Origin of the sequence: Joostella sp. (assembly GCF_048266025.1) — a bacterium.
Classification (GTDB): Bacteria; Bacteroidota; Bacteroidia; order Flavobacteriales; family Flavobacteriaceae; genus Galbibacter; species Galbibacter atrarenae.
Genome location: NZ_JBLXAF010000001.1, coordinates 1,101,310 through 1,126,295, shown reverse-complemented (window position 1 = coordinate 1,126,295; position 24,986 = coordinate 1,101,310). Strand labels below are relative to the sequence as shown.

Genomic DNA, 24,986 nt, shown 5'->3' with positions numbered 1-24,986 from the left:
GAGTTAATAATGAAAAATACATATAAATTACTCATCGCTTTATTCGCAACTGGATCCCTAATGGTTTCTTGTCACGACGATTTAAATCAAACTCCAATCGATCCAGACAGTTTCACAGAAGAAGATGTTTTTGCTAATGCAGATGAAGCAAAAGGAGCACTAGCCAAACTTTATGCAAGTTTAGCACTAACAGGACAAGAAGGGCCTGCTGGAGATGCTGATATTACTGGAATTGATGAAGGTACTTCACAATATACAAGAATGCTTTTTAGTTTAAATGAATTAACAACAGACAATGCTGTAGTTGGTTGGGGAGATCCTGGATTACCAAACTTACACGCCATGACTTGGAATGCAAGTAATGACTTCACTACGGCAATGTATTATCGTTTGGCACAAGAGGTTTCTTTCTGTAATTCATTTATTGAAAAGGTAACGCCTTTAAACGAAAGTGAAGAAGTTGTTTCTTTTATTGCTGAAGCAAGATTTTTAAGAGCATTTGCTTACTATAACTTAATAGATTTTTATAGTGATGTTCCACTTGTAACTGTAGTTTCTACAGATTTGCCTGAACAAAATACAAGAGCAGAGATTTTCAATTTTATTGAAACAGAATTAACAGAAATTGAAACTTCACTTAAAGAAAGTGGCGCTAATGAATATGGTCGTGTAGATCGTGTTGCTGCTTGGGCATTATTATCGAAGCTTTATTTGAATGCAGAAACTTGGATTGGAGAAGCTAAATATACAGAAGCACTTACTTATGCTAACAAAGCTATAAACTCTTCATATAAATTAAATACAACTGATGCTAACGGAAATGGCTCAGCTTATGATGAACTTTTCTTAGCAGATAACGACACAAATGGTGCGCAAAACGAATTCATTTTCGCTTTAAATTTTGATGGAAATCAATCCAGAACTTACGGAGGTACTACTTTTCTTGTACATGCTGCCATTGGAGGTGATATGGATCCTGCTGAATTTGGTGTAAATGGTGGATGGGCAGGTCTAAGAACTACAAAGTCACTTGTAGAAAAATTTGACACTGCAATTACAAATAGTGATGATGATGGTTACCCAATTGAATGGTCTGATGCGAGAGCAATGTTTTATACAGACGGCCAATCTTACGAAATCAATACTATTGCAAACACATTTACTGATGGTTATGCGGTAACTAAATTTAAAAACATCGATTCTCAAGGAAATGCTGGAAGCGATGAAGGTGGAGATTTTGTAGACACAGACCTTCCTATAATTAGAGTTGCAGAAATCTATTTAAACTATGCTGAAGCTACTTTAAAAGGTGGTTCTGGTGGAGATTTAGCAACAGCAACTTCATACATCAATGAAATAAGATCACGTGCTAATGCAAGTAACATCGCACAAGGAGATCTTACTTTAGACTTTGTCTTAGATGAAAGAGCAAGAGAATTGTATTGGGAAGGACAGCGTAGATCTGACTTAATTCGTTTCGGATACTTCACTAGTGGAAACTACTTATGGCCATTTAAAGGTGGAGCTAAAAACGGAACAAGTGTAGATAGCTACAGAGACTTATTCCCTTTACCTAGTAATATCGTAATAATCAATACAAACCTAACTCAAAATACTGGTTACTAATAAAAACTAATCATGATGAAAAAAATATCACTATTACTGATTGCCTTTATAGCAACATTAAGTTTTAATGCTTGCTCTGATGATGACGAATTCACTTTCGTAGCAAAACCAGATCCTGAAGGAATATCTTTTGAAAATACTCCATTAGCTTCTTATGAATTAGAAGCTGAGAACGAAAATAACTTAGCAGAAAGATTTGTTTGGAATGCAGCCAATTTTGATGCTCCAACACCTGTAAAATATGAATTACAGTCGTCTGCAGATAACACTTTCGATGGAATTACAGTATTGGCTTCAGATTTAACTGAAACCAACTACGGTGTAACTATTAAAAGCATGATTACACTAGCAGAAGATGCAGGTTTAGACAGCGACCCAGAAACGGAAGCACCTAACACTGGAAATCTATTTTTTAGAGTAAGAGCTTATGTTGGTGACAAAACATCTAATTTGGTAGAACAATTATCAGATACACTGTCTTTAAATGTAGTTTTGGTAGAGCCTACAGATGGTGCAGAACCAATTGAGCTTAAACCTCAGTTTTATCTTGTAGGAGATGCTACTGCTGCTGGTTGGAACCCAGATAACACAAATACTCCTCTTTTTAGAGATCCTGAAAATGACAATGCATATTATTTTACTGGTCGTTTTGCTGGAGGAGCAGATGTTGAAGGGTTTAAATTACTAGAAACACTTGGTGAATGGCAACCACAATGGGGGCTTGATGGTACAGATGTAAGTAATAACGAGATTTTAGGAGGAGATCCATCTGCATTTAAAGTTTCTGAAGATGCTTACTATAGCTTTTCAATAAACAAAGAAGATCTAACGTACACTTGGGAGAAATATGATGCCTCTGCTGCCCCTATCTATAGTAGTATCGGTATTTTAGGTGATGCTACAGAAGGTGGATGGGATGAAGATCAAGATATGATTAAATCTACATTTGACCCACATATATGGTATATCGAAGGAATTACAATCACAGATGGGGAAGCTAAATTTAGACTTGATAATGAATGGGAAACTAGCTGGGGAGCAGATACAGCTCTTAGCGGACAAGGAACTATTGGAGGACCAAATATTCCTGCAACAGCTGGAACCTATAACGTTTGGTTCAATGATATAGATGGTAGATACCTATTTATTCGTCAGGTAACTGAATAATATTTAATAGTATATCTATTTATGAGGCAAGGCGAAATATTCATATTCTATGTTTGTTTCGCCTTGTTTGCTCAACAGAAATTTTAATCAAAAATAAAACTTATGAAAACCAAACTTCTATACTTATTTGCAACAAGCTTTTTTTTATTATCATCTTGCTCCAGCGATGATGACAGCTCTTCAGTTGACCCAGAGCCAACACTACCAGAAACTGGTGAAGTAAAACCATTAGACCTTTCAAAATATGATAGCGGAACGGATGTAATGCTCCAAGCTTTCTATTGGGATGTAGAACCAAAAGGAGATTGGTGGAATATTTTAAGTGAAAAAGTAACCGATTGGGCAGATGCCGGTATAGATCGTTTGTGGCTTCCAGTTGCTACAAAAGGACAATCTGGAGGGTATTCTATGGGATATGATCCTTCTGATTATTTTGATTTCGGTGAATTTGAACAACATGGAACCGTAGAAACAAGATTTGGAAGTCGTGAAGAGCTAGAAAACTTAATTTCAAAAGCACATGATAATAACCTTGAAGTTATTGCAGACATTGTAATAAATCATAATTCTGGAGGTGGCGAGGAATACAACCCATATAGAGACAAAAATACTTATACACTATTTGATGAAACTCACGGAAATGCCTCTGGAATGTTTAATAGAAATTATGAGAATTTTTACCCTAATAGCACAAGCGATTATGATGATGGAAGTCTTTTTTACCCTGAACAGAATTTAGATCACAATCAAGAATACGTCCAAAATTGGCTATGGAAACAAGATAATTCCGTAGCAAAATATTATAAAAACACTATGGGTTTTGATGGTTGGCGTTTTGATTATGTTTTAGGATACGAGCCATGGGTTGTAAAAGCTTGGATCGATGAGGTTGGTGGATTTTCAGTAGTAGAATTATGGGATGGAAGCGCTTCTGTTTTAGAAAAATATATTGAAGAAACTGGTAGTAGTGCTTTCGATTTCTCTACGTTCTACAAATTAGAAGAAGCTTTAGATCGTTTTGAAGATTTAAATTATTTAAATGAAGAAATGCTTTGGCAAACTTACCCCGATAAGGCAGTTACTTTTACAGCAAACCACGATACTGAAAAGGATAGCAATGAAGATAACTATATAATGTCAGACCATAAACTAACAGCTTATGCTTATATTTTAACTCACCCTGGTTATCCAACTATTTTTTATTCTGATATTGAAAACGAAAAGTTCACTGAACAATTAAAACAGCTAATATCAATTCATAACAGTATAGCAATTGGTGATACAGAAATCTTATATGTTGACACAGATGAATATATAATGACAAGAAAAGGAACTTCAGAAAACCCTGGATTAATTCTATACATAAACACTTCTGATAACATAAAACGCAGAAATGTTACAAGTAATTGGAAAGATACAGTACTATATGATTACACCTCTAATTCAACATATACTCCAGTTACAACTGAAGATGGAGAAGTATTACTTGAAGCTCCAGCAAACGGTTACGCTATTTGGTCTATTACAACTACAGAAACAGTAATAGAATAATAAGTTTGAAGTTGATGCTTTTAAAATAACACAGAACAAAGCATAACATCAATACATTTTTTCACAGAAACAAAAGAGGCTACTTTTTAAGCAGCCTCTTTTATTTATCAATAAAATATAAGTAAAAATAACATTTATTAATCTAACAAAATATTGACTAAAAAATACATTAACTAATACTTTTTATGCTATATTTTTTTTATATTCACATAACATTATAATAATTTAACACTGTTTTAATAATCTCTTTTCGACTTCAAGCTAACTGAACACCCTAGTTGTAAAGATTTAATCAGTGTTAGATACAAGCTAACTATTTGAACTATAAAATTTAATTGTATGAAGAACAATTTAATCAAAGGTTTGATCTTTGTTGGGGCATTTTTATGTTTTAGCATGGTTCAAGCCCAGACTGTCAGTGGGACAGTATCTGACGCAACTGGCCCCCTTCCTGGGGCTAATGTTCTCGTAAAGGGAACATCTAATGGAACACAGACCGATTTTGATGGAAATTACACCTTAGACAATGTAAGCGCTAATGCTACTTTGGTTTTTAGCTATGTGGGTTTCTCTTCTAAGGAGGTTCCAGTAAACGGACAGTCTACGGTAAGCACTACTTTAACAGAAGACGCACAAGCCTTAGATGAGGTTGTAGTTATTGGTTATGGTACAACGACAAAACAAGATGCTACCGGTGCTGTTGAAACTGTTAAAGCAAAAGATTTCAACAAAGGAGTTGTAACATCGCCAGATCAATTAATCCAAGGGCGAGTTGCTGGGGTACAAATTACACAGTCTAGCGGAGAGCCAGGAGCTGCTGCAAACATTAGAATTCGTGGTACATCTTCTATTAGAGCTGGTAATGACCCATTAGTTGTTGTAGATGGAATTCCTCTTGGAGGAGGTGGTGGAGCAGGATCTGACATTGGTCTTGGTAGACAAAGTGCAAGAAATCCATTAAGTTTCATCAACCCTAATGATATTGCTAGTATGGATGTATTGAAAGATGCTTCTGCTACCGCCATATATGGTTCTAGAGGTGCAAACGGGGTGATTATAATAACTACTAAAAAAGGGAGAGTAGGAAAACCTCAGGTAAGTTTTAATACCTCTGTACAATTCAGTAATATTTCTAATGAATATGATTTAATTGAAGCAAATGAGTACCCTTCTATTGCTGCAAGTGTAGGAAATACAAACCCTGACCTAGGAGCTAGGTTAGATCCATTTGGATCAATTTTAAGAACTGCATTCACTCAGCAACATGACTTCTCATATGGAGCTGCATCGGAATCTGGTAACTATAGATTTTCTTTAGGGTATTTAGACCAAGAGGGTATTATTAAAGGAACAGGACAACAGAGATATAGTGGTAATGTTAACATTACTCAAAGAGCTTTTAATGATGTTGTTACTTTCGACACTAGTGTTATCTATTCATACATCAGAGATGACGGAGAAGCAATATCTGATAACGTAGGAGCTGAAGGAGATCTACTATCCTCTGCTTTAAGATGGAATCCAACAAGACCATTTTATAATACAGATGGAACATATAATCAGCCAAGTGATAACCAAAGAAACCCTTTAGCAATACTTGAGTACTATGAGGATAATACAGAAACTTCAAGAATCCTAGCTAATTTTGGTACAACGGTTAAAATCACCGATGGATTAAACTATAAATTAAATATTGGTCTTGGTAGAAGTGAATCTACTAGAAGGGCCGCAACATCATCTTTACTAAATACAAATAATACTTTAGGTAGAGGTGTCGCTTCTTATGAGGACAATTATAATTTCAATAAACTTTTTGAACATACATTATCATACAAGAAAGACTTTTCAGAAAATTTTAATTTAGATGCAGTAATTGGATATTCATACCAGTCCTTTGAAGCTAAAGGGAATAGAATTGTCGGAAGAGATTTTAGTGTAACAGATCAAGATATTTATTTAAAAGATATAGGATATGCAGCTACAATACAACCTACTGAAGTAAGTGGATATTTCAATCCTTCATTTGAATTACAATCTTTCTTCGGAAGAGCAAACATCAACTATAAAAGTAAATATTTACTAACCGCTACTTTAAGAGCAGATGGTTCAAGTAAATTTGGTGAAAATAATCAATACGGATACTTCCCATCTGTAGGAGCAGCTTGGCGTTTAACAGAAGAAGGGTTTCTTCCTGAAGCTATTTCTGAATTCAAACTTAGAGGTAGTTGGGGGGTAACTGGAAACCAAGAATTTCCAGCTGGTTCTGCGCAAACTCAATTTGGACCTACTGGAGATGGAACTGCATTACAACAAGATAATGTAGCGAATCCTAACTTACAATGGGAATCTGTTTCTCAATGGGGTATTGGTTTTGATTATGGGTTCTTAAATAATAGAATTAAAGGTTCTGTTGATTACTTTAATCGAACTACAAATGATCTATTGTTTAGATTACCTGCAATACAACCTGCACCAAATGTAAATTATTGGACAAATTTTGACGACATTCAAGTACTAAATAGTGGATTTGAATTTTCAATAAATGCCGGAATTGTTGAAACAGAAGATTTTACTTTTGATATAAGTTACAATATGGCTTTCCTAGACAATGAAATTAGAAATGTTTCTAACCAGTTTCCTTTAGGAATTCCTACGGGTGAAATTAACGGAAGAAGTTTATCAGGTCAAAGAGCGCAATTGCTTTATGACAACCAACCATTATATGAGTTCTACCTTCCTATATTTGAAGGTTATGATGCTGCAGGATTACCTACATACAGAGACGTGAATGGAGATGGTGTTGTAAACCCTAATTTCGATGGTCCTGGAGGAAATTCGGATAGAGATTTTGTTGGAGATCCTAATCCAGACATTACTATAGGAATTGCTCTAAATGCTAGATACAAAAACTTCGATATGGGTGCTAATTTAAATGGAGCATATGGGCATCAGATTTTCGATAACACTAATGCAGCCTTATTCTATAAAGGCGCGGTAACTAGTGGAGATAATGCCACATATCAAGAAGTTAATTCTGGCGCAGCAGAAACTGGTGGAGGACCATTTCTATCTACTAAAGATTTACAAAGTGGAGATTTCTTAAGACTAAACAACCTTACCGTTGGATACACTTTAGACTCACAAACGATGTCGATTAATTGGATACAGTCATTAAGATTCTATGTTACAGGACAAAATTTATTTGTAATAACACCATATGATGGTTTTGATCCAGAAGTAAATACAAATAAAGAAGTGGACGGAGTACCTTCTTTCGGGATAGATTATACATCATACCCAAGAAGCAGAGGTTTTGTAATCGGATTAAATGCTAATTTCTAAAAAAATGAAAATGAAAAAAATATATTGGATACTAGTTCTCATTATAACCATATTTGTAGGTTGTACTGATCTAGATGAAGAACTAAACGATACTGTTGAGGGCAGTGTTGCAAAAGAATCTGTAGACACTCAGTCCCTTTTAACAGCAGCTTACCAAGCTCTAAGAATCTTTGATACGCAAGATAACATCTTTGCTTTGCAAGAACATACATCAGATGAAATGGCAGGACCAACTAGAGGACCAGACTGGGATGATGCAGGTATTTGGAGAGTTTTACACACCCATAATTGGACAAGTTCACATACCTACATAAATAGCGCCTATAATGGTTTATTAAGTGGTATATTTAGAGCTACGCAAGTATTGGAGTTTGCACCAACAACATCCCAAGCTGCAGAAGCTAGATATTTAAGAGCGTTTTTCTCTTTCCATATGGTAGATAATTTCGGGTTAGTATTGGGAAGAGAACCTGGAGAGGATTTAACGCAACCTCCTTCTATTTACTTAAATAGAGCTGAAGGGATTGAATTTGTAATATCTGAATTGGAAGAAATAATGGATGATCTTCCTAGCTCTGGTGGAGCTGCAGTCGCTACACAAAATGCAGCACACACACTATTAGCCAAAGCATATTTAAACAAAGCTGTTTTTTTAGCTACAGATGAGAACACAAATGGAGCCTCCGCAGGACCGTTTACTTTCAGCGCTGCAGACATGAACAAAGTAATAGAACACTGTGATGCAGTAATGGGATCTGGAATGTATACATTAGAAGACAAATACTTCGATAATTTTTCTCCTACAAACACAGATGATTCTTCAGAGAATATATTTGTTAGTAACAACGTTCAAGGTAGTAATACGGCGAACACACATTCTAGATGGCACATGACCCTTCACTATAACAATCAACCAGATGGTTGGAATGGTTTTGTAACTTTATCAGATATATACGATTTGTATGAAGAAGATGATATGAGGAGAAGTTATACTCCTGATTATTTTGAAGGTAATACAGGTATGAATGCAGGATATTTAGTAGGGCAACAGTATGCTGCAGATGGGACTCCATTACAAGATAGACAAGGAGGACCTCTTGCATTTACTCCAGAATTTTCATTAACGTCTTCTAATGAAGTAAATGGTATTAGAGTTATCAAATATCCGCCAGATTTTGTAACTAATAATACACCAGGTAACGATTATGTCTTTTTTAGGCTAGCTGATGTTATGCTAATGAAAGCGGAAGCAATTTTAAGAGGCGGTAATGCTACCAATGGTGATACTCCTGTTGGTTTAGTAAATGATATAAGAAGTGAAAGAAATGCTACAGATTTAGGTTCTATAGATTTAACTTCTTTATTAGAAGAAAGAGCTAGAGAATTCTATTGGGAAGGATGGAGAAGAAATGATCAAATAAGATTTAGTACCTATTTAGATGCTTTTCAAGAAAAGCCAGTATCTACTGAAACTTATCTATTATTCCCTATACCTCCTGCAGCATTATCAACCAATCCTAACTTAATTCAAAATCCAGGATATTAAAACAAATAAAAACTCGTTAAACGAGTTTAAAATTTTGAAAGAGCCCGCCTTTTGTTAAGCGGGCTCTTTTTTTATTGAGCGTAAACACGATAGAAATAAACTTAAATTATGACAATCTCTCTTTCAATCAAAAAATCCACACTATGACTAATCATAATGCGGATTTATAATGTTAGGCAACTTTAATGTACTGCTAATCATTATAGGCTTTCACTCCTTTATTTAGCCAATCTAGGTATTCATCTATATCCGCTGTATACCCTACAGGTGAGATCAAATTATTCTCTTCTAAATCCATCAGAACATAAAAAGGTTGAGCATTTGCTTTATAACGTAAGGTTTGGAATTCACTCCATTTCTGACCAACATACTTTAACTTCTTTCCTGTTATCTTAGAAACAATCTGTTTATCCTCTGGTAATTTTCTTTTATCGTCCACATATAAAGAAATAAGAACGATATCTCTTTTTAGTACCTCTAATACTTTTGGATCACTCCAAACACGCTCTTCCATCTTACGACAATTAACACACGCATAACCAGTAAAATCGATTAATACAGGTTTATTTACAGTTTTAGCATAAGCTAAACCAGTTTCATAATCTTTAAAAGCGATAATATCATTAGGACCTAAATGTGCCCCATCGGGTATGAGTTTCGCCGTATTATCTCCGCCACTTCCCAACTTTGTATAACCTACTCCATATGGTGATTCGCTATAATTCATAGCTGGAGGAAATCCACTTATCATTTCTAAACGAGCACCCCACATTCCAGGTATTAAGTATATGGTAAATGCTAACACGAACATCCCCATTCCTAGTCTTCCTACGGAAATATGATTCTCGGGACTGTCGTGAGGAAGCTTTATTTTCCCAAAAAGATATAGCGCCAAGGTTCCAAAAACAGCAATCCAAATCGCTAGAAAGACTTCACGCTCTAATATATGCAATTGCAATACAAGATCTGCATTGGATAAAAATTTGAAAGCTAACGCTAATTCTAAAAAACCTAGAAATACTTTCACAGTATTAAGCCAACCTCCAGATTTAGGCAATGTATTAAGCCAACCAGGAAAGGCTGCAAACAAAGCAAAAGGTAAAGCTAACGCCAAAGAGAAACCTAACATCCCTACAAAAGGAGCTATTCCACCTTTACTGGCTGCTTCTACCAATAAAGTTCCTACTATTGGACCTGTACATGAAAAAGACACAATAGCTAACGCTAATGCCATAAAGAAAATCCCTATCAAACCTCCACGATCTGCTTGTTTATCAACTTTATTAACCCATGAATAAGGAAGTACAATCTCAAAAGCTCCTAAAAAGGAAATTGCAAATACAACTAAAATTATAAAGAATATAATATTAAACCATACATTCGTAGAAAGTGCATTAAGTGCACTTGCTCCAAACAACCAAGTAACAACAGCCCCAAGAAACACGTAAATTACTACAATAAAAAAACCATAAAACAACGCATTCTTAATTCCCTTAGCCCTTGTTTTACTTTGCTTGGTAAAAAAGCTAACCGTCATTGGTATCATTGGAAAGACACATGGGGTAAGTAAGGCTGCAAAACCGGAGAGAAAAGCAATTAAAAATATAGTTAAAAGTCCCTTCTTCTCTTGCTTCTTTTCAATACTACCAGCTACCACTTTATCTGTATCTGCATCATGGGTACTTGTAACATCATTCTGCGCTAACTTGAAAATAAGTTTTTTTACAGTTGGTGGTAAACAACGCTGATTATTTGAAACCATAAACTCAACTTGGCCTTCTATATTTTCAATTTGAAAATTTTTTATGCTCACCAACTGTTTAAACACAACGCTGCGCTCAAAAGATTCAATGTTCATTTTAAAAATAGAATCATAGATTGCAACCGTTTCTGTTGAAGTAACTGTTCCTAATACTTTATAACCCGAAGTATCTTCAAAAGTAAAAGTGGCAGGCATAGGCCCATTTGTAGCCTTTTCTTGTGAAAAAAGATGCCACCCCTCCTCTATTTTAGCTTTAGAAACAAGATTATACTCTGTACTTGATACTTTTTCAATACTAGTTTCCCATTCTACAGGCTCAGATATTTGCGCCCAAGAAAAACTTAAGCCGAAAACAATCAAGCTCAGTATAAAAAAATATTTTTTCATTATCTATAATTATTTGATGATACCATTATTTTTTTAGTAATGACTGAAATTGAGTGTTTAGTGCAGGATTAGAAGGGCGTAAAGCATTTGTTGATATTATCTTTCCTTCTTTATCAAAAAGTAAAAAACGTGGAATACTCTTAACACTATAGTTTTTTGCGATACCAGAATCAAAAGCATTGTCTGCTACTAATTGTACTCCTTTTAAATTTTTATCAGCAACAAAATCTTTCCACTTTTGAAGGTTTTTTGGCTTATCTAATGAAATACTAACAAACTCGATAGCTTCATCTTTATATTTCTCTTCAAGTTCTTTTAAAAATGGAATTTCCTTTTTACAAGGGCCACACCAAGTAGCCCATAAGTCTATATAGACATATTTTCCCTTAAACTCGCTAAAAGACACAGGATTTCCTTTTGGATCATTGTAGGTGAAATTATACCCAGCTTGCCCTTCATCTTTATGATGATTTTTCTCATATTCTACAATAAATTCTTTACTTGTTTCTGAAGTAAGGTATTGACGCAAAGGGGTTATAAAAGCATTGTATTCATACGCTTTATAGTATCCTTTTTTAATACTCTCTCTTATATAAACTTCTTTGATTCTATCATCAGAAATATGTGCTATACAACTAGAAATCCTTTTGATTCTGTCTTTGGTAATCTTATTCTTTATTGTATAATAAAAGAAATAATTTTCCATCCAAGCAACTCCATTTTCTAATTTTAAGATATTAGGATCTGAAAATTTAATCCCATCAACATATAATGTTTCATAAGCACTAAGCTCATTTCCTTTCTTAGGAAATTTTGTTCTTGGGATTCTAAAAAAATAATATAGTGCATTCTCATAATCAGCTTGAACAGCTAATTTCAGTAAATCATTAAAGTCATTGTCTTTGGTATCTATAGAACTTTTAAATTCTGATACCATTTGAGTTCCTTCATTTCTTATAAAAGGATAAAATTGCTCATACGATATAGCTCCATTAAAAACTATGAATTTAGAAAACTTATTATAAATATTATTTGCCTCTTGAACTAGTTTATTATGACCCAATTTCTTTCCTGATAACTTATAACTATAAGTATCAATGTCTATTGAGAAATCCAAACCAGGCTCTAAGTACAATCTTATTAATTGATCTTTATTTTTTAAAGTCATTTGACCATAATCAACATAATAAAACCCTGGTTCTACAACAGGTATTACAAATCCAAATTTACCACTCTCAGCTATTTTTGTAGTTGTGTAAGGAGTTAACTGTCCATCTACAACGTGATGTAATATTACCTCTTCACTCTTGACTTCCCCTTGAAAGTCCCCCTCTATAATAGTATATTCTGAAGCCTTATTTGCATAATTCAATCCGCTAATAAAAATGCTCAACACAAGCATATAAAGTTTAAATACTCTCATCGAAATAGTTTAATTTTTATTTTAAAGTTTAATTCTTTTTGAAGAATGTTCTTCCGTAATTATTATAATATATTCTTTCTCTTTGGAATTTTTTAGCTCTTCTACTTTATCTGTATTTAGCAATTCTGCTGAAGAATAATCGTTGATTGTAGCTACGCTATCACCTAAAGAAACTCCTAACTGCTTAGCTTTTGTTCCTTGGATAAATTCTTTAACAATAAGCTCGTCTGTATTGGTAAATCCAAATTTAACACCCTTTAAAACGAAGTCGAATGGTTTATTAAAGCTCTCATTAGGTTTCAGATAAATCTGTTTCTCGAGAACATTTACAATAAAGTTAAACTTACTGATTACCGAGATTCCTATCGACCCATCATGGGAGCTCCAATCTTTATTATCTTCTTGAAATTCTTGTAAGGCGATTGGAACATTTTTTAAACTAGAATTATCAAAATCAATAGAAGTTACATCTCCAATTTTAATTCCCGTTTGATGTCCAAAACTATAATTTGTAGCTTGATACGCTACTGGGAAACCATCCTCTAAATTATTCTTTTCTACTGACGGGCCAAATACAATAACATTGTAATCTGCTCCAGTATCAAAAACAAATTCCCCCTCAAATCTTTTATGATTATTAAAATTTAAGGTTGCATTTACTATTGGCAATTGCGTGGCATAACTTATAGGAAGAATACTGCCTCCAACCTCATAATCAAACATACCGAAAGTGAATAACTCAATTCTTTTAGTGTCGAAATTTACACTCGTAATATATTTGGATAAGAAATTACCCCCAAAAAGACCATCAAAACCGCCTCTCACCTTAGAAAAAACTACTAGATTTTGATTCTTTATAGCTATCCCTCCTACATGAATTGTATTCCCAGAAGAAAACTTAACATTCACCTTTGCTCCTACAACACCAGTAGAACGATTTTCTACATTTTTAATATTAGCTTTAGATGCCGCAGTTTCATTTAAGGCCATTCCGTCTGCCCCTGTATCAAAGAGCATTTTAAACTCCTCATCAGAATCATTTAGTTTAATCTTAAGAACGATAGAACCGTTTATCACTTCAAAAGGAATACTTGCAATCTTTTTAGATGGCACGTACCTATCGACTCTATAAAGCTTATCAAAAAGATCTACGTACTGTATTTTATTATCATTATTTACAACAACATTAGATATTGTAGCTTTCTGTCCCTTAAAAAAGTACTTAACTTTTATAGTTTTAATCCCTCCTGCTTTCTCCTGATCTAGAAACTGAAGAGAATCTAACGGATAGTATTTATTTAAAATACTTTTTAACATCATATCTGTTGAAGGACGCTGATATACTCCGATAGTAAATTTATCTGATATTAATTTTTCCATCGAAGAAAAATCTTTATCAATAAAAGATTTCTCATAGTTTTTAATTAACTGCTTAGAAAGATTTAGATTTTGTGCAGATGACATTAAACTCATCAACAGTATTAAAAGTATTGATATTTTCTTCATAGAATTTTTATAATTAAAAGCACCTGGGAATTGTAAAATCAATTCCCAGAATTGCATTTAGCTAATCAAATAAATCCAAATGAGCGTTTATAAGCTATATTGAATTTCAAATAAAATTTTGAGATAGTTCTAAAAACAGTTCCTATTCTGTTTTATAAGCAACACTTACAACTTTTCCGAAACCGCTGTAAGATTGTGATAACTCTAAATCTCCGTTAACAGCTGGAACCTTATATACTTCTATAGTTCCCTCTGTAGTTCCGCTATCATAACTTCCTACTATTAAATCTTTAGAATAAGGAGCATATCTTTCGAATTGCAACACTGTAATATTTCCAGCCCCTTTATCTATCATCAATTTAGATTTTTGAGAATTAAAATCATACTCATAAACTTTTCCTCCTACATTGTAAAAAATGTACCCAAAGTCTGGGCTAATTGCAAATTGATCTGCTTGATCCATTTGTAAAGCAACCTCATCTGGAATTTCTCCATAATATTGTTGTCTAATATTTCTTCGAGATCTTATTCTTGCTAAATAAAACTTAGCATCAGATGGATCTTTTAAAATAGCAAATACTTCCCCTCCGTTATAAGAGCTCTTCGCCATATATATTAAATCTTTACCCGTATTATAGTCGAATAGATCTCCTGTAGGCATTTCAAAACTAACCGATCCACCTTCAGTAAATCTTACAAATCGTTTTTTATCAACGTCATACAATACAGTAACATCTCCATATCCTATAAATGGCGCTGCATTAAATTTAGCATTATCAGCTTCTATAAAATTTATTGGAACCCCATATCTTATAGAACGAGTTCTATAATAGTAAAATATATCTCCGTCTTTATACATAAAGCTTTGTAATCCTTCTACTGGTTCTATAAAATCTGCTCCGTAATCTGTAGGTACATTAGTTAGCATTTCAAAAGATAGTCTGTAGGTATTATCCCAATCAAAAGACTCAGGATGAATTTTCGTAGTACCATTACCAGTAGTATTAACATAAACACCATAAAACTGATAATCATAAGCATAGCAAGCTACATTTATAGGAGCCCCTTCTAATGTTAGAGAAGATCCGGTGTAATCTAATACATCATAAATTGGGTTATACTCCTCATTAACTAAAGAAATCATATCTAAACGCGCTTTCCCTTGCACATCGTTCAGTACCATTAATCCCTTCTGAATACTGCTCTCCACGATTAAGGTGAAAGTTTTATGCCACTGCACACCTGTGTTAGTGTCTGTAACATTATAGTTAATATCGTAATTACCTGGAGGTAACAATAAAGATTCCAAATCTAGGTTTCTCGTATTTACTATATCCGTGCGTTTATCTGCATTAAGTGTAGATAGGTCTTGATTAATTGCGAACCACTCGTAGGTATAGTTACTATCAGCTCCTTCACTATCCTGCGAAAAATCTAATTCTGGAATAATCTTTATAGGCTCTCCAAATAAGCTTACATAAGTGGAGTCCAGTCCTGTTATTTGTATTTCATTAATATCTTTATAATCATAATTACCTAAGTCTTTGGAACAAGAAAACAACAAGACCAAAGCGATAAGTGAACATAAAGAACTATATTTTATATATCGAAACATGTTTATTTTTTTTATCATTAATACTATATAAGACGCCCCATTTCCATTTCAGTTCCATCATCTTCATATACGGTTTCTCCTGCTGCAGCCTTTTCATCTAAATAACGAGCCATAAATTGGCCGTAGAACTGCATATCTGAAATTGACACTGGATTATTAAATGTATCTGTTGGGATTCCCAACACATCACTCATTAAGAAGAGTTTCTTAGCTGTAAAGTCTCCTAAATATGGCTCAAACCAATATTGAGGTGTTTCAATAATATCACTGATACTTACTTGAAACTTTGTATAGTTTAAAATTTCACCTGTAGACTCATTTTCCATATATGCCATTTCCGTAGAGAAATCTTCATTCTCTACCAACTGTAAAATCATCTGGAAGCTTTCTTGCTTCATTTCAGGAGTTCTATACAATGTAACAGGAATAGAATCTGTTGGCACATTCGCTCTAAAAACTATACGCTCTGGATAATCAAAATGCACTCCTTTTACCGCAGTAGATTCTTCTGACACTTTTAAACTCACTTTTCTATCAACATCAGAAAGCATTCCTTGAACAGATACTGGTAATTTTATAATTGTATCATTTTTTGTAGGAGGTATGAATGCAAATGAAACTCCAGTACTATCAGGATAAACTGTTGCATTGTTAAAGGAAGTTCCTTCTACGGGCCATGTAAAGTAAATACTGTCTTTCCCACTAAATGTATCTATCTCATCCTTTTCACAAGCAATGAAACAACACAAAATAAGACCCATTATTATATACGCTATATTTTTATTCATCTTATTATATTTTTTATTATTGGAATTTTGTTTCAGAATCCGGAATAGGAATTACATAATTTTCTTCTCCCATACTTATTGTTCTAGAAGATGATGTTGAGTTTCCATCTGGAATGGCATCTATATTTTTTCTTTTATAGTAAAAGAATAGTTGCCCTTCTCCGTAAAACTCTTTCATATATTCCTTTTGAATTTCAGCTTCAATATCTACTCCTTCTTCTAAATCTGACAATCCTCGGTTATAGCGAACTGTATTTAAGTATTCTAAAGCCATTGTATTGTCTGTAGTTGCCTCTGCTGCTATATAATACATTTCTGTTTTTCTTATTAAAGGCTGCATAAACCTAAAAGACTGTTCTTTATCTGGCACATCTGCATATTTAAAGAAAGTACGGTAGCTTTTAGAACCATCTAAAGGCACCATCCAGCTAGGATTATATCGATAATCATTCTCATTAGATTCGTACACTTGTTCTAAACGCTTTGTATTTGGAGCTAAAATTTTACTATCAGTAAGGCTACTAGCAAATAGATTTGTTTGTCTTCCGTATAGCGATAAGTTTTGAACGGCGAATATTATTTCTTTTGAAAACACCTTGTCTTTATTCTCCCCAGAAATTACATCTGTAGCCTGTGTCCAAGGGAGAATACTACTTGTAGCTTCTATAACTGACTTACTAGCTGCTAATGCTTCTTGATTATTTCCTGCATATAGATTTACTCTTGCCTGAAGTGCTTTCACCCCATAATAATTAAGACGTAAATTTCTCAAAGAATAGAAAGGATAGTTGATATCTTCAACAACACCGTTTTCTATAATTGGATCTTCTGCCAACAGACCTTCTGCAACCATTAAGTCGTTCAAGATATTCTTTATAACTTCACTAGCTGGTAGTGCTGGATTAGATTCTGCTTTTGCTTGATCGTAATAAGGAATACTTAAAGCCTCAGAATTAACACTATAAATTGGACCAAAAAGACGTAACAAATCAAAATGAAGCATTGCTCTTAAAGCTATAGCCTCTCCTTTTACGATACTTTCTTTATCTTCTGTTAAAGTAGAGTACTTTTCTAAGCCTTCAATTAAAGAATTTAAGTTTAAAATTGCTTCGTATGCACTTGACCAAATTCCTTCAAAATTTGATTTTGCGCTAGTTTCTTCATATAAATAATGCCCTTCATTATACCAAGTATGGCTAGAATTAGACAGATTATATCGCTGCCCTAAAACTTCTACGGTACTTAATGTTAATTGACTTCCGTACAAATTGTTTTCAGCAAGATTTAAATAAACACCATTGAGGATATTATTAACACCATCTTCTGAACTATAAACTTGTGACTCTAAATATTTATCTTCTGGTTGAACATCTAAATAATCACTACAGGAAAAGGATAAGATTCCTAATAGAAATAAAATTGTGTTTGTAAAATATTTTTTCATTTGATTATTTTTAATTTGAAAGGCTCGCATATTATTGACGGTTTCCTTTTCTGAAAAATTAATTTAACGCTAACCCATTTAAGGGTTTTCATGACTTAAATTCCTAGAAATTTAGAATGCCACATTGAGACTGAATGAGACAGATCTAGCAAATGGATATTGAATTCCTCTTTCTACGTCTACAGAAGAAATTCTAAAAATATCATTCATATAAAGGTTAAACCTAACACTTTGCAGTCCGAGATTAGTTACCCATGCTTGGTCTGTAGTTCTGTAACCTAAGCTGAAAGACTCCCCGATTAACTCATTAAGATCTTGTACAAATCTTGACGAGATCGGAGTAGATTCAGTTAAAGAAATCCCTTTGTACTTAGCTATATCTCCTGGCTCTAACCAACGGTCTTCTAAGGCTCTTATATCTTGATTATTTACAATTTCCGAGCGACTAATGTTCTCAACTTTCTCGTACATTGCATTATTAAATACATCACCACCAAATCTGTAACGAATATTCATTCCAAAAAGAAATCCTTTTAAGCTAAGATTACTACTTATTACTCCTTCTACTTTAGGACGTAAATTTCCAACCACAGCAGTGTCGTCATAATCATACTCAAAAGTAGTTTGCCCGTTTGCTTTTAAGAACACTTCTTTACCAGTTGCAGGATCTATACCTAGAGATGGCACAGCCCAAATATCATCTGGACTATAACCGTCTTTATATCTTAATAAAGACCGACTCTCTTGAGCACCTTCGTTTAAGCTTGCTAACTTATTATCAAACCCTCCATAAGTACTTTTGTATGCACTTGCAGTAACTCCCAATGTCCAAACAGTTTTTTTCTGCATATTATAAATTGGAGAATACTTTATAATTGCCTCTGTACCTTTAATATTTAAATATCCAGCGTTTAAAGGATATCCAGATAAACCAGTAGAAGAAGGCAAGTCTATAGTAACAATTAAAGGATCTGTATTCTTTAAATAAAATTCCATCGATCCGCTTAATCTATCATTAAAGAGTTTAAAGTCTACCCCAATGTTAGTCTGCAATGTATTTTGCCACTCCAAATCCTCATTTGCTAACTGCTCTAAATCAATTCCAGGACCATAAATATTTACAGAATCTGTATACCCATAAATAGAAGTTGTTGCTACACTCCCAAAATTTTGATTTCCTGTTAAACCAACATTCCCTCTAAGCTTTAAAAGACCTACAACTTTAGGATCAAAATTGAACTCATTATGTAAATTCCATCCTAAACCTACAGACCAGAAAGGTGAATATTTTTCATTAGAACCAAATGCTGTAGAACCATCCATTCTAAATGTAGCATCAAATAAATATGTGTTATCATATGTATAGTTAACCGACCCTAGAATATTATTTCTTCGGTATACATTACTTCTATAACTTGGTGCTGCATTAGGCTCATAACCGAAGGCAAAACTAGGACTCCCATTTGTACCTACAGGAAAACCAACCGCTGTTGTTATGTATCTATCTTTATTTGTTTCTTCAATATCTGCTCTAACATTGGCATTAATAGCATGTTTTTCTGCTAATATCTTAGAATAAACCAACATTATATTACCATAATAACTATAGTCTTCTACTTCTGAATTTGTATACTCTCCTCTTTGAAAAACATCTACATCATCAAATTGAGATTCTTCAGGAGAAATAAAAATTTCATTAGTTGAAGATCCTTTCTTTAACTGAAGTCCTGCAGTAATACGGAAAGAATTATCGAATCTATAAATAGCTTGCAAACTATTTCTAATATCAAATCCTACAGTATTATCCATATTATTAAGTGTAGAACTGTAAAGTGGATTTGTAACATTATAGGAATCAACTCCAGAAACATCAACCCTGTCTAAATATTTCCCAATTTTTCCAAACTCATTTGTTGGTCTATAATATGGGTTTGCCTGTGCAAATTTTTGAAATGAACCATACGGAGATTCATTAGCATCAGAACCGTTTAAATAAAGTCTATTAGAGATATTTAATTTTCCTTTTCTATAATTAATATCAACGTTAGCTCCCCATGTTTTTCTATCAGAACCTATCATTACTCCTTCAGTATTTTGGTAGTTAACTCCTGCCCCAAAAAATAAAGCATCACTACCTCCACTAGCATAAACACCATGTTTCTGAGAAAATCCAGTTTGCAAAGGCTTATCTAACCAATACGTATCTACTCCTCTTCTTACTTCTGCCAATTTTTCATTGTAAATAGCGTCCAAAGAAACTTGTTTAACAGGATCTTCACCTCTATCCGTCCATCTCCCAGAAAGTCTTTCAAATTCTAATTTCTGTTCAGCATTCATTAAGTTATAATCACTAAGATCTGGAAATTCAAATCTAAAATCTCCAGTATAAGACACTTGAAGCTCCCCAACTTTAGGTTTTATAGTTTCAACCACAACAACACCATTAGCAGCCTTCGCACCATATAATGCCGTAGAAGTTGCATCTTTAAGAATTGTAATACTTTTAACTCTATTCATATCAAGATCTACAATGGTACGTAGATCTGTTTCAAAACCATCTAAGATAAAAATAGGCTGATTTGGATCTCCATCGAACTCATCCCTAATAGCACTTGTAGAAACACTAGTTTTTCCTCTAACTTCTATGTTTGGTAACACGTTTGGATTAGAACCAAATTGGTTGTTATCTAATACTATAAAAGAAGGATCAAGGGATTTTATACTCTGAATAACGTTTTGATTCCCTATATTTTTCAATTCTTCTCCAGAGATTGTATTTACAGCTCCCGTATAACTTTCTTTCTTACGCTCCACGATACCTGTTACAACAACTTCAGATAACTCTGAAACATCTGGAACCATCGTTATATTTATATTTTCATTCTCTTTACCACTTACTTCAACCTCTTTTGAAACAAAACCTATGTAAGTAAAAAGAAGAACATCTCCTGCTTTAGCCAGAATCCTATAATTACCTTTATCATCTGTAACACCTCCTTGGCGAGAGCCTTTTATTACTACCGTTACTCCAAATAATGGAACACCAAGATCATCTACAACTGTACCTGTTACTATAGATTGGGCAGCAACCTCTTTTTCGGAGGGTACAATGAGGATCAAGTTTTCACTCTCACGTTGTACTTCAAAGTCATTTCCAACAAGTGACTCTACAACCTCAACAAGCTCTGTGTTTTTAAAATTTCCTGTAACTACTTTGTCGACGTTCAACTCAGAGTCACTGTAGAAGAAATCTACATTTGTTTCTTTGCTTATCATCTTAAATGCTTCTCCAAGTGTAGTTTTTTCTATGCTAATAGATACTTTTTGAGAGAATGCGAATGATGAGGAGCTTAAAAAGAAGATAAAGAATATAATAAGGGATCTTTTCATAATCCAAATAAATTGGCTTTTAAGTTTCTTAAATTGAAACTCATCTGCATGCGCAGAATACTTTTTTTTCATATTTTTACGTATTAGTAGTTAATTAGACGTGGATAGTTAAATTGACAACTTTTCATATCTGGGGAGATGCGTCAACATTTTCCCAGATTTTTTTATTTTTTTGAGATTTCTACAGTATAGCTTTCATGGTTTTTATTTTTGGTGATTTTATATTTTATCTTTGAAGATTTACTAATCATCTTTAGCAGATACTCGAGATCATTTTCTTTAGAAACTGCCCCAGTAAATAAGGATTGTTTAAGCCCTTCATCTAAAAAAACAGGATTGAAGTTATACCATCTTCCTACCTTTTTAAACAAATCCTCTAATGTTTCTCTTTCAAAATAGAATTTACCTTTTATCCAAGCTGTGTACACATCTACATCTACATTCTCTACTTTTATATCTTGAGTCCCATCGTTGTTTAAAACTGCTCTTTCCCCTGGATTTAAAATCACTTCATTCTCAGGATCATTTGTATTGACTAGCTTTATTTTACCCTCTGCAAGTGTGGTAGAAAAAAAGGTGTCATTATCATAATTACTAACATTAAAAGAAGTACCGAGCACACTTATTTCTGTTAAGTTTGTTTTTACTACAAAAGTTCTTCTAGGGTCTTTTACTATATCGAAATAAGCTTCTCCCTCTAACTCCACTATACGCTTATTTGCAGAGAAACTTTCTGGGAATTTGATCGAAGAAGCAGAGTTAACCCATACTTTAGAACCATCAGGTAATTCTAATTTATAAATCCCTCCAACAGGCACATAAAGTGTATTATACTGTACCTCTCCAAGTTCTTTCTTCTCATCATTACTATACTTTAATATGTTATCTCTATTTTCGATTTGAGCTACTCCATCTTCAGATTTTATAATTCTATTTTCATCCTTTTCAAGGCTTACTGTACTACCATCACCTAGAACTAAAGTTGCTTTTTCAAAACCAGGCTTAATTGTTTCTACTACCTCAACCGAAGAATCTATTCCATTATTATTTAGTGTGAAAATTATATACCCTGAAGAAATAAGTAGAAGAAAAACTGCTGCATATTTATAAAAAGTGACTAATCTTTTCTTTCTAGTATTCTTTGCATCTATTACCTGAATTCTATTTTTCAATTTTAAAAAAGCACTCCTCTTGTCTACTAAAGCATATATTTTCCTCTTACTATTAATACCATCCCTACTCAGAATTTTAGTGTAGAGATCTAAATTATGCTTGTTTTCTAGCCACTTGTCAAGCTCTAATCTTTCTTCTGGAGATAAAGAGTCTATCAGAGACTTGTAAATTAAATCGGCAATATGATATGGATCTGTATTTATATTCATTTCTTATTATTAGGGTGTTATTAAACCCTTAAACTTTTGTTATATTAGTAAGACTAATGCGAAATAGAAATGGGTGGAAGAAAACTTAATAAAATTTAAAATTTTAACATTTAAGGTGAATTTAATAGAGCAAAACAACAACAAGAACGCCTCAAAAGCTGAAGTTTAAAAGCAAACTTTGATTTATCTGTAGAAAGAAAAAATTATATTTTATTTTAAAAAAGAAGCTAGAAATAATAGCAATAACGGATGATTATCAAGATTTTTTTTAAGAAGCTCAATTGCTCTAGCACGCTGCGATTTAACTGTATTTACTGAAATCCCCATATCTTCTGCAATATCTTTATACTTTAATCCTTCTATACAGGATAGTTCAAATACTTTTCTGCATTTTTCGGGAAGAATTTCTAAAGCTTCAATCAACACAGCATAAACTTCTTCTTCTATAATCTCAGAATCAATTTCTACTGGAGCATCATACATCTCATCTTCTAAATGAACTGTTTGCTGCTTTTTATTTAAGAAAGTATACGATTTGTTTCGAACAACAGAATACATATAAGCCTTTATATTTTTAATATGGTCGAGATCTTCTCTCCTCTCCCATAAGAAAAGCATCGCTTCCTCTACAATCTCCTCAGCAACATATTGATCTTTAACGTAATCAAAACAATAGGCAAATAACCTTGTGTAAAGTTCATTAAATAAACTCTCAAAGGCTTCTTCTGCATTTATACTATTTGTATCAACTACTCTAATCTTGTGATATATTTAACAATTGGGGCGTAAATATAATTTTTTCAACTGAATTAAACCTTTTTCTTTAAACTTTATAAAAGATTTTAACTTATTAAATCCATGTAATTATCTTAAAATAGTTATAGGAATTTTCATATGCTTATTTTTTTGGCTTCAATTATTAATTTCCGAATAATTCTCCAAAATAAATTATGATGTTTATAAAAAGTGCTTCACTTCTATCATATGTTAAAGTTTTGATTTTTAAAAATTAACATATAGTTAACCACCCTATTATCTACGGCTATACTCATATATTATATAACACCATAAAACTACTATCATAATGAAGTCATTAAAAAACCTATCTACAATTAGTATTTACACCTACTTATTTACATTTCTATTCTGCTACACAACATATGCACAAAAGGAAAATACCTCTGTAGAATACCAAGACCCAACAAGTATTATTGAGGAAATGAAGACTGAAACTGGAAACCTTATAAAGTCCAACAAGATTATATTAAAAGGAGACCAAGCAGAGGAACAATTATTTCTAGCTTCTAACAAAGTAATTTCTTTGGATTTACCAGAGCCCAAAAAAGATGTTTTAACTTCTGAAAAAATATTTAATGAAGGAAAGAAATCTACTTTAATAATAGGTTATGCATATCTATGCAATACTTGCGATAAAACACACATGGGAAATGCATCTGGATATACAATAAATGAAGACGGTATCTTTATTACTAATTATCATGTAGTGAAGTCTTACACGAATATTAAGTTCGATAAAAAAGCGTTTGTCGCAAGAACCGCAGACGGAAAAATATACCAAGTAAAAAATGTTTTATCAGCAAGCAAAGACAATGATGTTGCCATATTAGAACTTGAAACTAATGGAGATAAGCTGACTCCAATGTCTTTAGGAGCTCCTGCTCCAATCGGTGCATCTGCTTTTGTTATTAGTCATCCTAGTCAGATATTTTACTACTTCACTAAAGGGATGGTTTCTAGAAACGACATGCGAAAAAATAATGATACAACACAATATGTCATGAGTATTACAGCAGATTATGCAAAAGGATCTAGCGGAGGGCCAGTTATTGATATCTACGGAAATGCTATTGGAACTGTTTCTAGCACACATTCTTATTATGCCAATCAGTCTAAACAAAAAAACCTACAAATGGTAACAAAAAACACCGTTCCAGTAATAGTAATTAAAGAGTTATTGCAAAGTAATGAAGGATAAACACTTTCAATATTCTACATAAAAAAAGGGGAAAACAAAATGTGTTTTCCCCTTTTTCGTT

At 33.3% G+C, this 24,986-nt stretch carries 15 protein-coding genes; 6 read left to right on the top strand and 9 right to left on the bottom strand.

The window, feature by feature from the left end:
• Window positions 1-9 precede the first annotated feature (9 nt).
• The 5 genes from ACN0TY_RS04730 (at window position 10) to ACN0TY_RS04710 (ending at window position 9,232) form a co-directional block, all read left to right on the top strand.
• On the top strand, window positions 10-1,626 hold the full coding sequence (locus ACN0TY_RS04730) for a RagB/SusD family nutrient uptake outer membrane protein (protein WP_417443562.1): 1,617 nt from the start codon (window positions 10-12) through the stop codon (window positions 1,624-1,626).
• A 15-nt stretch (window positions 1,627-1,641) separates the two neighbouring features.
• Entirely contained in the window at window positions 1,642-2,793 is a 1,152-nt protein-coding gene (locus tag ACN0TY_RS04725) for a SusF/SusE family outer membrane protein (RefSeq protein WP_417443561.1), read from the top strand.
• 102 nt (window positions 2,794-2,895) lie between these two features.
• Window positions 2,896-4,344, top strand: coding sequence for an alpha-amylase (locus ACN0TY_RS04720; protein ID WP_417443560.1), 1,449 nt, complete (start codon window positions 2,896-2,898; stop codon window positions 4,342-4,344).
• A 339-nt stretch (window positions 4,345-4,683) separates the two neighbouring features.
• Window positions 4,684-7,686: a SusC/RagA family TonB-linked outer membrane protein gene (locus ACN0TY_RS04715; protein WP_417443559.1), complete on the top strand. Its 3,003-nt coding sequence runs from the start codon at window positions 4,684-4,686 to the stop codon at window positions 7,684-7,686.
• Window positions 7,687-7,696: 10 nt separating this feature from the next.
• Entirely contained in the window at window positions 7,697-9,232 is a 1,536-nt protein-coding gene (locus ACN0TY_RS04710) for a RagB/SusD family nutrient uptake outer membrane protein (protein ID WP_417443558.1), read from the top strand.
• Window positions 9,233-9,425: 193 nt separating this feature from the next.
• Here the strand turns inward: ACN0TY_RS04710 and ACN0TY_RS04705 are convergent, their stop codons facing one another.
• The 9 genes from ACN0TY_RS04705 to ACN0TY_RS04665 all read right to left on the bottom strand — a co-directional run bounded on the left by ACN0TY_RS04705 (window position 9,426) and on the right by ACN0TY_RS04665 (window position 23,664).
• Window positions 9,426-11,381, bottom strand: a complete 1,956-nt coding sequence (locus ACN0TY_RS04705; protein WP_417443557.1) for a protein-disulfide reductase DsbD family protein — start codon at window positions 11,379-11,381, stop codon at window positions 9,426-9,428.
• 25 nt (window positions 11,382-11,406) lie between these two features.
• Window positions 11,407-12,804 (bottom strand): TlpA family protein disulfide reductase, encoded by a 1,398-nt coding sequence (locus ACN0TY_RS04700; RefSeq protein WP_417443556.1) that lies wholly within the window; start codon window positions 12,802-12,804, stop codon window positions 11,407-11,409.
• 21 nt (window positions 12,805-12,825) lie between these two features.
• Window positions 12,826-14,310, bottom strand: coding sequence for a retropepsin-like aspartic protease (locus tag ACN0TY_RS04695; RefSeq protein WP_417443555.1), 1,485 nt, complete (start codon window positions 14,308-14,310; stop codon window positions 12,826-12,828).
• A gap of 142 nt (window positions 14,311-14,452) precedes the next feature.
• On the bottom strand, window positions 14,453-15,925 hold the full coding sequence (locus tag ACN0TY_RS04690; RefSeq protein ID WP_417443554.1) for a PKD-like family lipoprotein: 1,473 nt from the start codon (window positions 15,923-15,925) through the stop codon (window positions 14,453-14,455).
• 23 nt (window positions 15,926-15,948) lie between these two features.
• Complete coding sequence (locus tag ACN0TY_RS04685) at window positions 15,949-16,713, bottom strand: DUF4843 domain-containing protein (RefSeq protein ID WP_417443553.1); 765 nt, start codon at window positions 16,711-16,713, stop codon at window positions 15,949-15,951.
• A gap of 16 nt (window positions 16,714-16,729) precedes the next feature.
• Entirely contained in the window at window positions 16,730-18,157 is a 1,428-nt protein-coding gene (locus tag ACN0TY_RS04680; RefSeq protein ID WP_417443552.1) for a RagB/SusD family nutrient uptake outer membrane protein, read from the bottom strand.
• Between the two features lie 111 nt (window positions 18,158-18,268).
• Window positions 18,269-21,619, bottom strand: coding sequence for a SusC/RagA family TonB-linked outer membrane protein (locus ACN0TY_RS04675; protein ID WP_417443551.1), 3,351 nt, complete (start codon window positions 21,617-21,619; stop codon window positions 18,269-18,271).
• Window positions 21,620-21,711: 92 nt separating this feature from the next.
• Window positions 21,712-22,929 carry a FecR family protein gene (locus ACN0TY_RS04670; RefSeq protein WP_417443550.1) on the bottom strand — a complete coding sequence of 406 codons (1,218 nt, stop codon included), beginning with the start codon at window positions 22,927-22,929 and terminating at the stop codon, window positions 21,712-21,714.
• Window positions 22,930-23,139: 210 nt separating this feature from the next.
• Window positions 23,140-23,664 carry an RNA polymerase sigma-70 factor gene (locus ACN0TY_RS04665; RefSeq protein ID WP_417443698.1) on the bottom strand — a complete coding sequence of 175 codons (525 nt, stop codon included), beginning with the start codon at window positions 23,662-23,664 and terminating at the stop codon, window positions 23,140-23,142.
• A 349-nt stretch (window positions 23,665-24,013) separates the two neighbouring features.
• Between ACN0TY_RS04665 and ACN0TY_RS04660 the strand changes: the two genes are divergently transcribed.
• Window positions 24,014-24,925: a S1 family peptidase gene (locus ACN0TY_RS04660; RefSeq protein ID WP_417443549.1), complete on the top strand. Its 912-nt coding sequence runs from the start codon at window positions 24,014-24,016 to the stop codon at window positions 24,923-24,925.
• The last annotated feature ends 61 nt before the right edge of the window (window positions 24,926-24,986 follow it).

Excerpts from the sequence above, each read along its gene's own strand:
- ACN0TY_RS04695 (WP_417443555.1), bottom strand. The coding sequence starts at position 14,310 with ATGAAGAAAATATCAATACTTTTAATACTGTTGATGAGTTTAATGTCA.
- ACN0TY_RS04660 (WP_417443549.1), top strand. The coding sequence starts at position 24,014 with ATGAAGTCATTAAAAAACCTATCTACAATTAGTATTTACACCTACTTA.
- ACN0TY_RS04690 (WP_417443554.1), bottom strand. The coding sequence starts at position 15,925 with ATGTTTCGATATATAAAATATAGTTCTTTATGTTCACTTATCGCTTTG.
- ACN0TY_RS04725 (WP_417443561.1), top strand. The coding sequence starts at position 1,642 with ATGAAAAAAATATCACTATTACTGATTGCCTTTATAGCAACATTAAGT.
- ACN0TY_RS04700 (WP_417443556.1), bottom strand. The coding sequence starts at position 12,804 with ATGAGAGTATTTAAACTTTATATGCTTGTGTTGAGCATTTTTATTAGC.
- ACN0TY_RS04710 (WP_417443558.1), top strand. The coding sequence starts at position 7,697 with ATGAAAAAAATATATTGGATACTAGTTCTCATTATAACCATATTTGTA.
- ACN0TY_RS04705 (WP_417443557.1), bottom strand. The coding sequence starts at position 11,381 with ATGAAAAAATATTTTTTTATACTGAGCTTGATTGTTTTCGGCTTAAGT.
- ACN0TY_RS04685 (WP_417443553.1), bottom strand. The coding sequence starts at position 16,713 with ATGAATAAAAATATAGCGTATATAATAATGGGTCTTATTTTGTGTTGT.
- ACN0TY_RS04670 (WP_417443550.1), bottom strand. The coding sequence starts at position 22,929 with ATGAATATAAATACAGATCCATATCATATTGCCGATTTAATTTACAAG.
- ACN0TY_RS04680 (WP_417443552.1), bottom strand. The coding sequence starts at position 18,157 with ATGAAAAAATATTTTACAAACACAATTTTATTTCTATTAGGAATCTTA.
- ACN0TY_RS04720 (WP_417443560.1), top strand. The coding sequence starts at position 2,896 with ATGAAAACCAAACTTCTATACTTATTTGCAACAAGCTTTTTTTTATTA.
- ACN0TY_RS04715 (WP_417443559.1), top strand. The coding sequence starts at position 4,684 with ATGAAGAACAATTTAATCAAAGGTTTGATCTTTGTTGGGGCATTTTTA.
- ACN0TY_RS04675 (WP_417443551.1), bottom strand. The coding sequence starts at position 21,619 with ATGAAAAAAAAGTATTCTGCGCATGCAGATGAGTTTCAATTTAAGAAA.
- ACN0TY_RS04730 (WP_417443562.1), top strand. The coding sequence starts at position 10 with ATGAAAAATACATATAAATTACTCATCGCTTTATTCGCAACTGGATCC.